Source organism: Actinomadura sp. NAK00032 (assembly GCF_013364275.1).
GTDB lineage: Bacteria > Actinomycetota > Actinomycetes > Streptosporangiales > Streptosporangiaceae > Spirillospora.
This window is the reverse complement of the sequence record NZ_CP054932.1, coordinates 7,350,094-7,366,029: the sequence shown is the minus strand read 5'-3', so window position 1 is coordinate 7,366,029 and position 15,936 is coordinate 7,350,094. Positions and strand designations below refer to the sequence as shown.

Genomic DNA, 15,936 nt, shown 5'->3' with positions numbered 1-15,936 from the left:
CCCGGTGGACGCAGCCCCGGCGCGGTGCCACGCTGCGGAGAATGGTGATCGTGGACGCGGCGGCGGTGGCGGCGCTGGCCGGATGGCTGTACCTGGCGTTCGGCCACGGCGCCTTCTGGCGCACCGGGCCCGGCCTGCCGGACGACGCCCCCGACCCGCCCGAATGGCCGGAGGTCGCGGCGGTCGTCCCGGCCCGCGACGAGGCGGCGATCCTGCCGGAGACGCTGCCGACGCTCCTCGCCCAGGAGTATCCGGGCGCGTTCCGCGTGCTCGTGGTCGACGACGGGAGCGGCGACGGCACCGCCGAGACGGCCGCCCGGCTCGGAGCGCGCGTCGTGTCCGCGCGGGAGCGTCCCGAGGGGTGGGCGGGCAAGGTGTGGGCCATGGCGGAGGGCGTCCGCGCCGCCGGTGAACCCGGCTTCTACCTCTTCACCGACGCCGACATCGCCTACGCTCCCGGCACCGTGCGGCGGCTCGTCCGCGCGGCCGTGGAGGAGCGGCGCGACCTCGTCTCCCAGATGGCGACGCTGAGCGTCCGCACCCGCTGGGAACGGGTGATCGTGCCCGCGTTCGTGTACTTCTTCGCGCAGCTCTACCCGTTCCGCCGCGTCACCCGCGACGGGGCGCGCACCGCAGCCGCGGCCGGCGGCTGCATGCTCGTCCGGCGCGACGTGCTGGAGAAGGCGGGCGGTGTCGCCGCGATCCGCGGCGCGCTGATCGACGACGTCGCGATGGGACGCCTCATCAAACGCGCCGGCGGGCGCTGCCGCCTCGACCTGAGCCGGGACGTGGTCAGCCGCCGCCCCTATCCCCGCCTCGCCGACCTGTGGATGATGATCGCCCGCAGCGCCTACCACCAGCTGCGCTACTCGCCCGCGCTGCTGGCGGGCACCGTCCTCGGCCTGCTGCTGCTCTACGCGGTCCCGCCCGCCGCGACCCTCGCCGGAGCCGCCGCCGCCGACCGCACGGCGCCGGCGGCGGGCGCCCTCGCCTGGACGCTCATGACCGCCACGTACGTGCCGATGCTCCGCTTCTACGGCCTGTCGCCGCTGCGCGCCCTCGGGCTGCCGCTCGTCGCGCTGATGTACGCCGCCATGACGGTCGATTCCGCGCGCCGCCACCGCGCCGGACGGGGCGGCGCGTGGAAGGGGCGCACGGTCCGCGCGCCGCTGCGTGACTGAGGCCGCCGCTTTTGTCGCCGCACGACAAAAGCACCTGCGCCGATGTGTTCCGAGCTTCATTGGAGTAAGTGTCCAATTACGTTACGGTCGGGTGGCCGTCACGCCGACGGCAGGGGAAGACGAAGGGTTACCCGCCATGTCCATCACCGTCCGCCGGGTGCTGCGCACCGTCGCGGCGTCCTGCGTGGGGCTCGCCATGGCGGCGACCGCCCTGCAGGGCACCGCCGCCGCAGCACCGCAGGACAGCAAACCCCCGGCCGAGGATCCGTTCTACACGCCGCCCGCACCGCTCCCGGCGGGCGCTCCCGGCGACGTCATCAGGTCGCGCCCGGCAGTGTTCAGCATGGACCCGATCGGCCATTCGCCGTACGCGGGCGTCAAGTCGTGGCAGGTGCTGTACCGGTCGGAGACGGTGCAGGGCGCGCCGACCGCCGTGTCCGGCATGGTGCTCGTCCCGACCAAGGCGTGGACGGGGCAGGGCAAGCGCCCGCTCGTCTCCTACGCCGTGGGAACGCGCGGCCTCGGCGACGCGTGCGCCCCGTCCTACACCCTCACCCAGGGCATGGACTACGAGATGTTCTTCGTCGCGGACGCCCTCAGCCGCGGCTGGGCCGTCGCCGTCACCGACATGGAGGGTCTCGGCACGCCCGGCCAGCACACCTACGAGGTGGGCGGCTCGCAGGGCAAGGCCGTGCTGAACATGGCGCGGGCCGCGCAGCGCCTCCCCGAGGCCGGTCTCGGCGGTGCGCCGGTCGGCCTCTGGGGCTACTCGCAGGGCGGGACGTCCTCGGGCTGGGCGGCGGAACTGGCCGACAGCTACGCCCCCGAGCTCGACATCAAGGGCGCCTTCGCGGGCGGCGTGCCCGCCGACCTGCTCGCGGTCGCCAAGGGCCTGGACGGCTCCCCGTTCGTCGGCCTGATGTTCATGGCGGCGGTCGGCTACGACACCGCCTACCCCGAGCTGGACCTGGAGAAGTACCTCAACGACGCCGGCCGCGAGCTGCTGAAGAAGGCCGAGAGCCTCTGCCTGGTCAGCGTCGACGGCATCGGCACCCTCGCCGGGACGCTGTTCAAGAAGATCAGCGACTACACCACCAGCGACCCGCTGGCCACGCCCGAGTGGCGGCAGCGGCTGGACGCCGGCAAGCTCGGCTCCACCGCGCCGTCCATGCCGGTGTTCCAGACGCAGGCCGTCTACGACGAGATCATCCCGTTCGCGCAGGCCGACACCCTGCACAAGGCGTGGTGCGCGAAGGGCGCGAACCTGACCTGGAAGACCTATACGTTCGCCGAGCACGCGACCGGCATGCTCTGGAGCGAGCCCGACGCGATGGCGTTCCTGTCGGACCGGTTCGCCGGCAAGCCCGTCACCGGCAACTGCGCCGCCTGATTCCGAGGCCGCCTGATTCCGAGGCCGCCTGATTCAGACGCCGCCTGATTCCGGTCTCCGGAAATCCCATGGGGCCGTCCCGCTCTCGCAGAGGGCAGGATGGCCCCATGGATTTGGTGGAGTTCCTCCGCGCCCGGCTGGCCCGGGACGAGCAGATCGCCCGCGACTGCGCGTCCGCCCCCTGGAAGGCCACCCCCTCCGGAACCATCGACACCGACACGGACGGACCCGCCTTCGTCGCCAAGGCCGAGAACGACGCCTACGCCGAGCACATCGCCCGCCACCACCCCGCCCGGACGCTCGCCGAGGTCGCCGCCAGGCGCCAGCTCGTCGACGACTACGAGAAGAACGCCTGGATCATCGGGCAGGGCCACCGCACGCCCGAGCTGGAGGCGGCGCAGGCCGTCCGCGAATCGGTCCTGCGCCTGCTCGCCCTCCCGTACGCCACGCACCCCGCCTACCAGGCGGAATGGCGTCCCTGAACGGCCTATGCGGCGGTGATCAGCGCCGGATGCTCGGGGTCGTCCACCTTCAGGACCACGTCGGCGGTGCGCACCGGGTCCACCTCGGAGTCGTAGCGCGCGTAGGCGGGCAGCGTCCACATCCGGTCATCCGGCGTGCGGCGCGCGAGGGCCCCGGCCGACAGCGTCAGATGGACGGCCAGCTCGACCGGCAGACCCCGGCCGAGCAGCAGCGATCCGTCCAGCAGGCACACCCCGCCGGGCTGGACGTCCACGTACCGGGCGCGGGTCGCCCGGTCGCGCTCGGCGTCCCACAGGCTCGGCAGCACCCGGCCCGTCCCGCCCGGCTCCAGCGGCGCCAGCACCTCCCGGACCAGCCCGTTCACGTCGAGCCACGCGTCGTAGAAGGCGTCGGGGTCGTCCCGGCCGAACTCGTAGCGCAGCGACGCGGGGCGCAGGAAGCCGCGCGCCGACACCCGGACCACGTCCCGCCCCAGCGCGCGCAGCGGGGCGGCGAGCGCGTCGGCGAGGTCCCACGGAGCCGCAGGTGGCGCGCCGTCCACCGCGACCCGGAGCCACGAGCCGCGGTCGGCGGCGGCGATCCGCTCGGAGAGTTCGGTGACCACCCGTGACGGTGAGATCGGTCGCGCGCGCATCACCTCATCGTGCCCGCATCGTGGGACGCGACTGACACACCGGATCTCGGGAAGGTAACCTCGAGACGGGTCCGAGAGGCGCTGCAACGGGCGTCAGCCCGCCACGCTCGGGCCCCTGACACCGACTTCCGCAAGGGCGCCTCCCACATGAGCTGGGAGGTGCTCGAAAACATATGACCCACACGAATCTGCGCGAGCTTCTGGACGAGCGGATCGCGGTGCTCGACGGCGCCTGGGGCACGATGCTCCAGGGCGCGGGGCTCAAGCCCGAGGACTACCGCGGCGACCGCATCGGCGGCGACCACCCGAAGGACGTCACCGGCGACCCCGACCTGCTCAACCTGACCAGGCCGGACGTGATCCTGGACGTCCACCGGCAGTACCTCGGCGCCGGCGCCGACATCACCACGACGAACACCTTCACCGCGACGAGCATCGCCCAGGCCGACTACGGCCTCGAGTCGCTGGTGCACGAGATGAACGTGCAGGGCGCCCGGCTGGCGCGCCAGGCGGCCGACGAGTTCGGCGGCCGGTTCGTCGCCGGGTCGGTCGGCCCGCTGAACGTGACGCTGTCGCTGTCGCCCCGCGTCGAGGACCCGGCCTACCGCACGGTCACGTTCGACCAGGTCAAGGACTCCTATGCGCAGCAGATCGCCGGGCTCGCCGAGGGCGGCGTCGACCTGCTGCTGATCGAGACGATCTTCGACACGCTGAACGCGAAGGCCGCGATCGCCGCGGCCCGCGAGGTCGCTCCCGAGCTGCCGCTGTGGATCTCGGTGACGATCGTCGACCTGTCCGGCCGGACGCTGTCCGGGCAGACGGTCGAGGCGTTCTGGCGGTCGATCGAGCACGCCGAGCCGCTCGCCGTCGGGGTGAACTGCTCGCTCGGCGCGACGGAGATGCGCCCGCACGTGGAGGAGCTGGCGCGGATCGCCGGCACCTACGTCGCCAGCCACCCGAACGCGGGCCTGCCGAACGCGTTCGGCGGCTACGACCAGACGCCGGAGGAGACCGGCGCCCTGCTGCGCGACTTCGCCGAGTCCGGTCTGGTCAACCTGGTCGGCGGCTGCTGCGGGACGGGCCCCGCGCACATCGCGAAGATCGCCGAGGCGGTGCGCGGGCTGGCACCGCGCGAGGTGGCCAGGCCGGCCAGGGCCAGCCGGTTCAGCGGCCTGGAGCCGTTCGAGATCGGCGCCGACACCGGCTTCATCATGATCGGCGAGCGGACGAACGTCACCGGCTCCAAGCGGTTCCGCAAGCTCATCGAGGCGGGCGACCACCAGGCCGCGGTCGACGTGGCGCTGGAGCAGGTCCGCGGCGGCGCGAACCTCCTCGACGTCAACATGGACGCCGACCTGCTCGACAGCGAGCGGGAGATGACGACGTTCCTCAACCTGATCGCGACCGAGCCCGAGGCGGCCCGCATCCCGATCATGGTCGACAGCTCCCGGTGGAGCGTGCTGGAGGCCGGGCTCAAGACCGTCCAGGGCAAGGGCGTCGTCAACTCGATCTCCCTGAAGGAGGGCGAGGAGCCGTTCCTCGCGCAGGCCCGCCGCATCCGCGACTTCGGCGCGGGCGTCGTCGTCATGGCGTTCGACGAGACCGGCCAGGCCGACACCGCCGACCGCAAGGTCGAGATCTGCGGGCGCGCCTACGACCTGCTCACGCGGAAGCTCGGGTTCCCCGCCGAGGACATCATCTTCGACCCGAACGTCCTCGCCGTCGCGACCGGCATCGAGGAGCACAACGGGTACGCGAAGGCGTTCATCGACGCGCTGCCCCGCATCAAGGAGCGCTGCCCCGGCGCCCGCACCAGCGGCGGCATCTCGAACCTGTCGTTCTCGTTCCGCGGCAACGAGGTCGTCCGCGAGGCGATGCACTCGGCGTTCCTGCTGCACGCCGTCCGCGCCGGGCTCGACATGGGCATCGTGAACGCCGGGCAGCTCGCCGTCTACGAGGACATCCCCGCCGACCTGCTCGAACTCGTCGAGGACGTGCTGTTCGACCGCCGCCCCGACGCCACCGACCGGCTGGTCACGTTCGCCGAGACCGTCAAGGGCAAGGGCACGGTCCGCGAGGTCGACCTGTCCTGGCGCGAGGCGCCGGTCGCGCAGCGCCTCTCGCACGCCCTCGTGCACGGCATCGTCGACTTCATCGAGGAGGACACCGAGGAGGCCCGCCAGGAGGCCGCCCGTCCGCTCGATGTCATCGAGGGCCCGCTGATGGACGGCATGAAGATCGTCGGCGACCTGTTCGGGTCCGGGAAGATGTTCCTGCCGCAGGTGGTGAAGAGCGCCCGCGCGATGAAGCGCTCCGTCGCCTACCTGGAGCCCTTCATGGAGAAGGAGAAGCAGGAGGCGCTGGCCGCCGGCCGCGTCCAGCAGGACCGCGGCCAGGGCAAGATCGTCCTCGCGACGGTGAAGGGCGACGTCCACGACATCGGCAAGAACATCGTCGGCGTCGTGCTCGGCTGCAACAACTACGACGTCGTCGACCTCGGCGTGATGGTCCCCGCCGCCAAGATCCTCGACACCGCGATCGCGGAGAACGCCGACGCGGTCGGGCTGTCCGGGCTGATCACCCCGTCGCTGGACGAGATGGTCTCCGTCGCCGCCGAGATGGAGCGGCGCGGCATGCGGCTGCCGCTGCTCATCGGCGGCGCCACCACCTCCCGCCAGCACACCGCCGTGAAGATCGCGCCCGCCTACGCGTCGACGACGGTGCACGTGCTGGACGCCTCCCGCGTCGTCGGCGTCGTCTCCGACCTCCTCGACGAGGACCGCGCCGCCGCGCTCGACACCGCGAACCGCGAGGAGCAGGCGCGGCTGCGCGAGCAGCACGAGAAGAAGCAGCGCCGGCCCATGCTCACCATCGAGCGGGCCCGGGAGAACCGGGAGAAGGTCGACTTCTCCGACATCCCGACGCCCGCCTTCACCGGCGTCCGGATCGTCCGGCCCGATCTCACCGCGATCCGCGAGATGATCGACTGGCAGTTCTTCTTCCTGGCCTGGGAGCTGAAGGGCAAGTACCCGGCGATCCTCGACCAGCCCGTCGCGCGGGAGCTGTTCGACGAGGGCAACCAGCTGCTCGACCAGATCATCGCGGACGGCGCGTTCGAGGCGTCCGGCGCCTACGGGTTCTGGCCGGCGCACTCCGAGGGCGACGACATCCTGCTGGACGGCGGGCCGCGCTTCCCGATGCTGCGGCAGCAGACGGCCAAGCCGGAGGGCCGCCCGAACCGCTGCCTCGCCGACTACATCGCCCCGGCCGGCGACCACCTCGGCGGCTTCGCCGTGACGATCCTCGGCGCCGAGGACCTCGCCGCGAAGTTCGAGGAGGAGAACGACGACTACAAGGCCATCATGGTCAAGGCCCTCGCCGACCGGCTCGCCGAGGCGTTCGCCGAGTACGTCCACCTGGAGGCCCGCCGCGCCTGGTTCGAGCCCGGCGCCGAGCCCGACCTGGCGGACCTGCACGCCGAGCGGTTCCGCGGCATCCGCCCGGCGCTCGGCTACCCGGCGAGCCCCGACCACAGCCTGAAGCAGCAGCTGTTCGACCTGCTGGACGCCGGCCGCCTCGGCATGAAGCTCACCGAGTCGTACGCGATGGCGCCCGCCGCCAGCGTCAGCGGCCTGATCTTCGCGCACCCGGAGTCGCGCTACTTCACGGTCGGCCGCGTCGGCAAGGACCAGATCGAGGACTACGCCGCCCGCTGCGGCCTCCCGGTCGCCGAGGTCGAGCGCTGGCTCGCCCCGAACCTGGCCTACGACCCGTCCTGACGGGCCGCCGGACGTGCGAAACGCCTGACGGCCGCCGCGCCGCGGCCGTCAGGCGTGCTCGCGCCCGAGGTCAGGGACGTCCGATGCGGACCTTCCACACCTCGGGGCCCGACTCCTCGTAGTCCCAGGTGAACGCGCCGGGGTGCTCGGCGGCGAACTGGTAGTACAGCGGCTTCGGGTCGTGGTCGTTGACGAGGACGAACGCCGTCCCGGCGGTGAGCCCGCCGAACGCGGCGAAGATCTGCTGGTGGCGCTGCGCGGGGACGAGCGTCCGCACGTCCAGCACCCCGTCGGCGACCTCGGCGGTCGCGCCCGGCGTGCCGGGGTCGTCGTGGCCGCCGCAGGTGCAGTGGTGGTCGCCGTGGGCCCCCTCGTCCTTGCCGAGGATGGCGTGCATGCCGTCGAGCAGCGCGTCGAGCTTCACGCCGGCGTCCACGAGCGCGGGCAGGATCAGGTCGTTCTCCTTCTCCAGGTGCGACTGGAACAGGGCGTTGACGGCCGCCGCCGCGCCGACCGCCTCGGAGGGCGTCCGGGCCGCCTCCAGCGCCGCGACCCGCTCGCGCAGCACGGTGTGCTCGCGCAGCATGGCCCGCAGCAGCAGCCGGGCCTCCGGCAGGTCCTCGGCGGCCTTGTAGAGCGTCGACTCCTCGGCCTCGGCGTGCGGGACGATCTCCTCCTTCAGGAACGCCACGAGCGTGTCCCGCCGCTCGTAGGGGGCGACGAGCTGGTCGACGGCGCGGGCGATGGTGAGCGCGTGGTCGGCCAGGGTCCGGCCGAGCCGCTCGTGGTGGTCCAGGATGGCCCGCACCGTCTCCTGCTGCGGGCTCGCGGTCGATGTGGTCATGCGCACTCCTCGATGCCGGCGTATTTTTCACAACGCTGCTTGTATTTATAATAGCTGCCATGGAGAATCAGGTGGCCGGGGTCCGCGGCCGAAGCCCCCGGGCCGCACCCCGCCTCGCGGCGCGCCGGCTACCGCTGCTCGCCGGCGCGCTGCTCTCCCTCATCGCCGGGCTCTGGGGCGCCCTCGCCCTGCTGGACGTCTCCGTCCCGCTGCCGCGCACGTCGTTCGCGCGGCAGCACGGCCCGCTGATGGCGCTCGGCTTCCTCGGCACGCTGATCTCCCTCGAACGCGCCGTCGCCCTCGGCCGGCCCTGGGCCTACGCGTCGCCCGCCCTCGCCGGCCTCGGCGCCCTCACCACCGCCGCGGGGCTCGCCGCCCCCGGCCGCGTGCTCCTCACCGCCGCCGGCGGCTGGCTCGTCGCGGTCTACATCGCCGTCCTCGGCCGCCGGACCGGCACGGACCTCGCCGTCCAGACCGCGGGCGCCGCCGCCTGGTACGCCGCCGGACTGCTGTGGATCGGCGGCCGCGGCGTCGGCGACATCGTCCCGTGGCTCGCCGCGTTCCTCGTCCTCACGATCGCGGGCGAGCGCCTCGAACTCGCCCGCGTCGCCTTCCTCGGCCGCCGCGCCTCCGACGGCCTCGTCGCCACCGCCGCGCTGATCGGCGCCGGCGCGGCCGTCTCCGTGTGGTGGGCCGAACCGGGCTGGCGCCTCACCGGCCTCGGCATGGCCGCCCTCGCGGGCTGGCTCGCCGTCCACGACGTCGCGCGCCGCACCGTCCGGGGGACCGGGCTGCCCCGCTACGCCGCCGCCTGCCTCCTCGCCGGATACGCCTGGCTCGCCGCGGCCGGAACCATCTGGCTCATCGCGGGACGTCCCACCGGCGGCGCCTACGACGCCGCCTTGCACGCGGTGTTCCTCGGCTTCGTGATGTCGATGGTGTTCGGGCACGCGCCGGTGATCCTGCCCGCCGTACTGCGAATCCGGCTGCCGTACCACCCCGTCCTGTACGCGCCGCTGGTCCTGCTGCACGCCTCGCTCCTGCTGCGCGTCGGCGGCGACCTGGCGGGCTCCTCCGGGGCGCGGACGGCCGGGGGAGTGCTCGGCGAGGTATCGCTCCTGCTCTTCGGCGCCTGTGCGGCGGCCGCGTCGCGGCTGGCAGCCAGGGCCGCGTCGCGGCTGGTCGGAAGGGAACGGTCATGACGTCCATCGGCCTCCGCCCGAAGGTGGGCCCGCCGCCCCCGGCGCCGCGCCGCCCGCGCGCGACCTGGCACGCCGCCGCCAACGGGGTCGTGCTCGCCTGGCTGGCACTGACCATCGTCGCCGCGCTCGTCCGGCACGAACTGCCCGCGCCGCGCTGGCTGCTCATCCACCTGTTCCTGCTGGGCGCGGTCACCAACGCCATCGTGACGTGGACGGAGCACTTCGCGTCGGCGCTGCTGCGCATCCCGGCGCCGCCCGACTGGTGGCCGATGACACGACTGGCCGCGCTGAACACCGGGATCGTCGCGGTGCTGTACGGCTTCTCGGACGGGCTTCCGTGGGTCGCCGTGGGCGGCGCCGTGGCGGTGGTCGCCGTGGTCGCGGCGCACATCAGCGTGCTGGCGCTGCGCGGCCGAGGCGCTCTGGGCGGACGCTTCGCGCACGTCGTCGGCTGGTACCTGTGGGCCGGAGCGGCCCTGATCGCGGGCGGCACGCTGGGCGGTCTGATGGCGTCCGGCCGCATCCCGTCGGAGTGGCACGGGCCGATGCGAGACGCGCACGCCCACGTCAACATCCTCGGCTGGGTCGGGCTCGCGGTGCTCGGCACGCTGTTCACGCTGTGGCCGACCGTCCTGCGCACCCGGATGGTGGACGGCACGGGCCGCATCGCCCGCTGGTCGCTGCGCATCGCCGTGCCGGGGCTGGGGATCGCGGTCGGCGGTCTGCTCGCCGAACTGCGATGGGTCGTCGTCGCCGGTCTCGTGGTGTACGCGGTGGCTGCCGGGCTGGCCCTCGTGCCGTTCGTCCGGACGCTGGTGCAGCGGCGCCCGCACACGCCCGCGTCCTGGATGCTCGCCGCCGGAACGCTGTGGTTCGCCGTGACGCTGCTGGCGGACGCGTCCCGGCAGAGCCTGTCGGGGCTGCTCCCGCTCGTGCTGGTCGGCTTCGTGGGGCAGACGCTCCTGGGCGCGCTTACCTTCCTGCTCCCGGTCGTCATGGGCGGCGGACCGGCGGCACTGAAGTCGAACGCCGCCCTGATCGAGCGGTTCTGGATCGCCCGGGTGGCGGCGATCAACGTCGCGGTGCCGCTGCTCGTCCTCCCGGTACCGGGATGGGCGAACCGGGCCGGCTGGCTCACCGTCCTCGCCGCGCTCGCCGCCTTCGTCCTGCTGGCGGTGGCGACGATCCTCCGCTCGCACCGGCCTTCACCGGTCGTCGCGGGCATCACGGCCGGTGTCGTCCTCTCGGCGCTGGCCGTGGGGGTCGCGGCGGGCAACGGCGGCTCGCCCCCGGAGACGGTGGCCGCGTCGGGGACGCGCGTGGTGGAGGTGACGCTGGCGAACATGCGCATCCAGCCCGGGACGATCGAGGCCGCGCCCGGTACGCGGTTGGTGTTGCGGGTTACTAACAAGGACGCGATGCAGCATGACTTGCGTCTGGCGTCGGGTCAGGCGACTCCGATGCTGGATCGGGGTGAGTCGGCGACGTTGACGGTGCCGCCGTTGAAGGGGGCGGTTGAGGGGTGGTGCACCGTTGCGGGTCATCGTGCGGCGGGGATGACGATGCAGATCAAGACGACCGGTGGGCGTGGGACGCACACCTCCTCGATGGGCCATCAGGCGATGGGGACCGGCCAGCTCGACCTGTCCGCTCATCCGTCGGCGGGTTGGAAGCCCTATGACGCGGCTCTGAAGCCCGCTCCTGGCGGGAGGGTGCATCGTCTGGAGTTGCGTGCGTCTGATCGGGAGTTGGAGGTTGCGCCGGGTGTGCGGCAGACGATGTGGACGTTCGGGGGCACGGTCCCGGGTCCGGTGCTGCGCGGCAGGGTCGGGGATGTGTTCGTGATCTCGCTGGTCAACGACACGTCGATGGGGCATGGGATCGACTTCCATGCCGGGAGTCTGGCTCCGGATGTGCCGATGCGGACGATCGGGCCGGGGGAGCGGTTGACGTACCGGTTCACCGCCGAGCGTGCGGGGGCGTGGCTGTATCACTGCTCGACCATGCCGATGCTGCAGCACATCGCCAACGGCATGTACGGCGCGGTCATCATCGACCCGCCGAACCTGCCGGCCGTTGACCGTGAGTACGTCCTGGTCCAGGGCGAGTTGTATCTGGGCGCGCCGGGCAGCGAGGGGCAGGTGGCCAAGATGCGCGAGGGCCGTCCGGACGCGTGGATGTTCAACGGCGCCGCCGCCGGCTACGACCATGCTCCGCTGACCGCTCGTACCGGTGACCGGGTCCGGGTCTGGGTGGTGGATGCCGGGCCCTCCTCCAGCACCGCGTTCCACATCGTCGGCGCCCAGTTCGACACCCTCTACAAAGAGGGCGCCTACCGACTCCGCAAGGGCGACCCCGGCGGCGCGCAGATCCTGGACCTGGCGGCGGGGCAGGGCGGGTTCGTTGAGACCGTCGTCCCCGAGGCGGGCCACTATCCCTTCGTCGACCACGACATGCGCCACGGCGAGTCCGGCGCCCACGGAATCCTGAAAGTCACCGACTGATGCAATCATCCTGTCCGTGGAGATACAGGCCCTCATAGAGCAACTGGCGGGACCGGACCACAAGGCCGCGAGCGACGCCCTCGTCCAGCTCGGCGTCCCGGCCGTGCGCCCCGTCCTGGACGTCCTCTGCGACGAGGACTCGCCGGTCGAGTGGAGCACCAGCGCGATCGTGCTGCGTCAGATCGGGCGCCCTTCCCTGGATCCGCTGCTCGAAGCGATCGCGGCGGCCCCCACCGCCGAGGTCGCCCGCCGCTGCGGCTGGGCCCTCTGCGGCCTGAAGCTCGACGACCTGTCGGCGCTCGTCCCCGGCCTGCGGCACCCGAGCCCGACCGTCCGCGCGGACGTCGCGTACACGCTGCAGCTCAAGGGCGAGGCCGCCCTTCCTTACGCCCCCGACTTGATCGCCCTCTTGGACGACCCTGACGCCGAAGTCCGGCAGCGCATCATCTGGGCCCTCCAGGGGATCGGCCCGGGAGTGCTCCCCCTGCTCGGCGAAGTCCGGCGCTCCAGTACCGCCGGCCGCCGCCGCGCACCCGCCTTGCAGGCCATCGCCGCGATCGCCGGGCCGTCCGCCCTGGACGACCGCGACCAGGCGCTCATCCGGCGCCTGATCCGCGTCAAGCTCGCGACCGAGACACCGGAGCCCATGCACCTCTGCGGCGCCTGGTACGCCGTCCCGACGACCGACCAGAAGGCCGTCCTGGACGCGTTCGGCCTCAGCGACCCCGAACCGGCGACGATGCGGCTCGGCCAGTCGGCGTGGAGCAACGACACCCACGAGTGGGACGCCGAGCACGGCGGCTGCTCCCGCGTGTACGTCTCCCCGGCCTTCGACGGCTGGACGCTGGTGTTCGGCCACCACTCCGACGACGCCCACGAGATCCGCGCCCTGGACGACGAGGAGGACGAGGGCGACGAGACCTTCCGCGACCTCGTCCTCGCCCGCTGCCGGAGCCTGAGCGACCGGTTCGGCGCCGTCCACTGGTACGGCGTGAGCGGCGGCGACGGGTGGACGTCCTGGTGCATCGCGGAGAAGGGCGAGATCGTCCGGTACTACGACTCCGAGGAACCGGAGGAGCAGCTCGGCTCCCTCGCCGCCGAGGAGGGCCACCACCTCCCCGACCTCGAAGAGTTCGGAGACGACGACCTCCCCGACGACCTCGAGACCGCCGACGCCACGACGATCGCCGCGCAGCTGTCGGTGAACCCGGAAGCACTCGGCCCGCAGACCCGCGTCCAAGGCCGCGGCGTCCTCGCCCTGACGGCCTGCGGCCGCGAGAACGGCCACCCGAGAGGAGCCCTGGAGATCTGACCCGGACGGCTACCAGCCGGCCGAGGCCAGCGCCTCGGCCAGCCTCGGCCCCACCACTTCCGCCTCCGCGAGACCGGCGATGTGGTCGAGCCCGTCGAACTCGATGACCTCGAAGCCGACCTGCCGCAACTGCTCGCTCCGGTCGCGGAGGCGGCGGGCGATGGCGCTGCCGCCGACGTACGCGTGCATCCGGCACTCGGGTTCGCCGTCCACGGAGCCGTACCAGACGATCTTCGGCCCCTTGAGGGCGGCGAGGGCCCCGGCATCGTCCCGAGCGGCCCACTCCTGGTACATGAGGACGCCCAGATGGTGCTCGTCCGCCTTCTCCGGCAACCCGGCCTGCAGCAGGGCGGCGCGGGCGCCCTCGACGTAGCCGAGCCAGTAGTCCACACCCGACAGCAGCGGAAACCCGCCGACCATGAGGCCCACCGCCCGTTCGCTGTCGCTCACCAGGAAGCCCGCGAGCGCGGCCATGCCCGAGTAGCCGGCCAGCACGAACTCGCCCACACCCGCCGCGTCCGCGACGGCGTGCAGGTCGGCGATCTCGACCTCCGTGGGAAACCGGGACCAGCTCGCCGCCGCCCAGGGGCCGCCCGCCTCCTCCTCGGGCTCCAGCACACCGACGACCTGCCGCGGCTTGTATCGCACGACCCGCCGCCCGCTCGCCGCCAGCACCCCCGCGAGCGCCGAGTGCTCGGCACGCATCCGCGACGGAAAGACGACGCCCGGACCGTCCCCCGTCACCTCGTACCACAAGGTGTAACCATCCTGAGTGACCGTCGTCGCCACGCTGCCCTCCCTGAACCAGTCGCCGCACCCAGCCTCCCAGCCCCGAGCGACTGGCCCCACCTACCCCCAGCCAACAGGCAATTCAGGCACCTGGCATCACCCTGTCTGACCAGCTAAAACAGCCCACCCGAGCCAAGTCGTCAAATGACCCGTTCATGAGGCACTTTAACGCTCCGCGAGCCTCCGGTTGCCGTTAGTTTGCTCCTTGCGTCGGACAGGTGCTCCGGCGCTCGGTCGCACGTACTCGGGAGGACGCGATAGAGACTCTTGCCCACCCCTGGAGGACGAACTTCGCATGGCAGCACTTCGAGGAGGCATGCTGCCGGGCGAAGGCGGATGCGGTGCTGCTCATCTTGGACGCCCGCGGCGTCGCTGTACCGGACGAGAGGCGTGCGCGCATTCTGGAGCAGAGCGACCGCAGTGTGATCGGTCGTTGGGTGTCGTATGACCGCCACATCGTCGACCCCGAGATCCTCTTTGAGAAGAGGTCCTTCTTCTACGACTACAAGTGGCAGTCCGACTTCGCCAAAGACCATCGTGCCGCGGGATACGTCCAGGGCATGTCCGGGGTGTTGGCCCAGGTGCTGCACTCCCATGGCGCCTACCTCGATGCGCTCCCTGAGCGCGTCACGGGGTGTACCGACCCGGACCAACTCAAACGCTGGATTCAGCGCGCCGCTGTCATGCGCGAGGGCGAAGACCTCTTCGAGTGACGGCTTGCCGTCGTCGGCCCCGTCCACTGTGCAGGTGGGCGGGGTCGTTTCGGTGGGGGATGGCAATGGGGGGTAGATCTTTGTTTTTTGCTGGTCAGGGGTGGGGGCGGTCGTTTCGTGGTGGTTTCTGGGGCTATGGCCCGGGTGTAGGAGGCATCGTCTAAGCGAGCGAAGTGATGACCATGGCGGACACGGGCGGCGGCGGAGACCAGGGCAAGGAGCTTCCCGTCGATCAGCTCAAGGAGGCCGGCCGGGATCTCGTCCAGGCGCTGATGGTGCGGACGCTCACCGGGGCCACCGGGAAGATCCAGGGCGTGACCCAGCGGCTGACCGACGCCGCGGACGGTGAGACCGGCACGAAGATGGCCGCCGCGGGCGCGAAGAAGATCGCCGAGGGGGAGTCCCCGCTGAAGGCGGGGGTCAGTGCCGGGGTGGCCGGCGCGAAGGAGAAGGTGAAGAACGCCCTGCCCTTCGGCGGCGGCAAGGACGGCGAGGGCGGCAAGGGGACCGGCGGCGGCCCCAAGGTGGTCAACATCATCGAGGAGTTCGATGTGGGACTGCCGCGCCGCGTCGCCTACGACCAGTGGACGCGGTTCGCCGACTACCCGAGCATCACGCGGAAGGTCGAGAGCGTCGAGCAGGAGTCGGACGAGAAGATCAACTGGCGGGCGCAGATCTTCCTGTCCCACCGCAGCTGGGAGTCGACGATCACCGAGCAGGTGCCGGACGAGCGGATCATCTGGAAGTCGAAGGGGGCCAAGGGCTACGTCGACGGCGCCGTGACGTTCCACGAGCTGACCCCGACCATGACGCGCATCCTGCTGGTCGCCGAGTACCACCCGGACGGCTTCTTCGAGAAGACCGCGAACCTGTGGCGGGCCCAGGGGCGCCGGCTCCGGCTGGACTTCAAGCACATCAAGCGCCACATGATGACCCAGGCCCTGCTCAGGCAGGAGGAGGTCGAGGGCTGGCGCGGCGAGATCCGCGACGGCGAGGTGGTCAAGACCCATGAGGACGCTCTGAAGGAGGAGCAGGAGGCTCAGGAGAGTCGCGAGAAGGAGAGGGCCGGGAGCGGCAGTGCCTGAGGGGCCCGACGTTTTCGCTG

12 protein-coding genes are annotated in these 15,936 nt (G+C 72.0%); 9 read left to right on the top strand and 3 right to left on the bottom strand.

Annotated features, from left to right (window positions below; translation table 11 throughout):
- The first annotated feature begins 41 nt into the window (after nt 1-41).
- From HUT06_RS33620 to HUT06_RS33610, 3 genes are all read left to right on the top strand, one after another.
- Entirely contained in the window at nt 42-1,181 is a 1,140-nt protein-coding gene (locus tag HUT06_RS33620) for a glycosyltransferase (RefSeq protein ID WP_176199385.1), read from the top strand.
- A 136-nt stretch (nt 1,182-1,317) separates the two neighbouring features.
- Entirely contained in the window at nt 1,318-2,571 is a 1,254-nt protein-coding gene (locus HUT06_RS33615) for a lipase family protein (protein WP_176199384.1), read from the top strand.
- A 107-nt stretch (nt 2,572-2,678) separates the two neighbouring features.
- Entirely contained in the window at nt 2,679-3,053 is a 375-nt protein-coding gene (locus HUT06_RS33610; RefSeq protein WP_176199383.1) for a DUF6221 family protein, read from the top strand.
- A 5-nt stretch (nt 3,054-3,058) separates the two neighbouring features.
- Here the strand turns inward: HUT06_RS33610 and HUT06_RS33605 are convergent, their stop codons facing one another.
- Complete coding sequence (locus tag HUT06_RS33605) at nt 3,059-3,688, bottom strand: uridine kinase (protein ID WP_176199382.1); 630 nt, start codon at nt 3,686-3,688, stop codon at nt 3,059-3,061.
- Between the two features lie 173 nt (nt 3,689-3,861).
- Between HUT06_RS33605 and metH the strand changes: the two genes are divergently transcribed.
- Entirely contained in the window at nt 3,862-7,467 is a 3,606-nt protein-coding gene (gene metH, locus HUT06_RS33600) for a methionine synthase (protein ID WP_176199381.1), read from the top strand.
- 70 nt (nt 7,468-7,537) lie between these two features.
- Here the strand turns inward: metH and HUT06_RS33595 are convergent, their stop codons facing one another.
- A complete protein-coding gene (locus tag HUT06_RS33595; RefSeq protein WP_176199380.1) occupies nt 7,538-8,311 on the bottom strand; it encodes a DUF2249 domain-containing protein in 774 nt (257 codons plus the stop codon).
- A 59-nt stretch (nt 8,312-8,370) separates the two neighbouring features.
- Between HUT06_RS33595 and HUT06_RS33590 the strand changes: the two genes are divergently transcribed.
- The 3 genes from HUT06_RS33590 to HUT06_RS33580 are packed head-to-tail and all read left to right on the top strand — an operon-like array spanning nt 8,371 to nt 13,329.
- Nucleotides 8,371-9,513, top strand: a complete 1,143-nt coding sequence (locus tag HUT06_RS33590; RefSeq protein WP_217711566.1) for a hypothetical protein — start codon at nt 8,371-8,373, stop codon at nt 9,511-9,513.
- Nucleotides 9,510-12,017 carry a multicopper oxidase domain-containing protein gene (locus HUT06_RS33585; protein ID WP_176199379.1) on the top strand — a complete coding sequence of 836 codons (2,508 nt, stop codon included), beginning with the start codon at nt 9,510-9,512 and terminating at the stop codon, nt 12,015-12,017. Before HUT06_RS33590 ends, HUT06_RS33585 begins: the two co-directional genes overlap by 4 nt.
- 16 nt (nt 12,018-12,033) lie before the next feature.
- Complete coding sequence (locus tag HUT06_RS33580; protein ID WP_176199378.1) at nt 12,034-13,329, top strand: HEAT repeat domain-containing protein; 1,296 nt, start codon at nt 12,034-12,036, stop codon at nt 13,327-13,329.
- 9 nt (nt 13,330-13,338) lie between these two features.
- Here the strand turns inward: HUT06_RS33580 and HUT06_RS33575 are convergent, their stop codons facing one another.
- Nucleotides 13,339-14,118 (bottom strand): alpha/beta fold hydrolase, encoded by a 780-nt coding sequence (locus tag HUT06_RS33575; protein WP_176199377.1) that lies wholly within the window; start codon nt 14,116-14,118, stop codon nt 13,339-13,341.
- A 341-nt stretch (nt 14,119-14,459) separates the two neighbouring features.
- Here HUT06_RS33575 and HUT06_RS33570 point away from each other — a divergent pair, with 341 nt between their 5' ends.
- Entirely contained in the window at nt 14,460-14,831 is a 372-nt protein-coding gene (locus HUT06_RS33570) for a hypothetical protein (RefSeq protein ID WP_176199376.1), read from the top strand.
- Between the two features lie 176 nt (nt 14,832-15,007).
- Nucleotides 15,008-15,916 (top strand): SRPBCC family protein, encoded by a 909-nt coding sequence (locus HUT06_RS33565; RefSeq protein ID WP_176199375.1) that lies wholly within the window; start codon nt 15,008-15,010, stop codon nt 15,914-15,916.
- Nucleotides 15,917-15,936 lie beyond the last annotated feature (20 nt).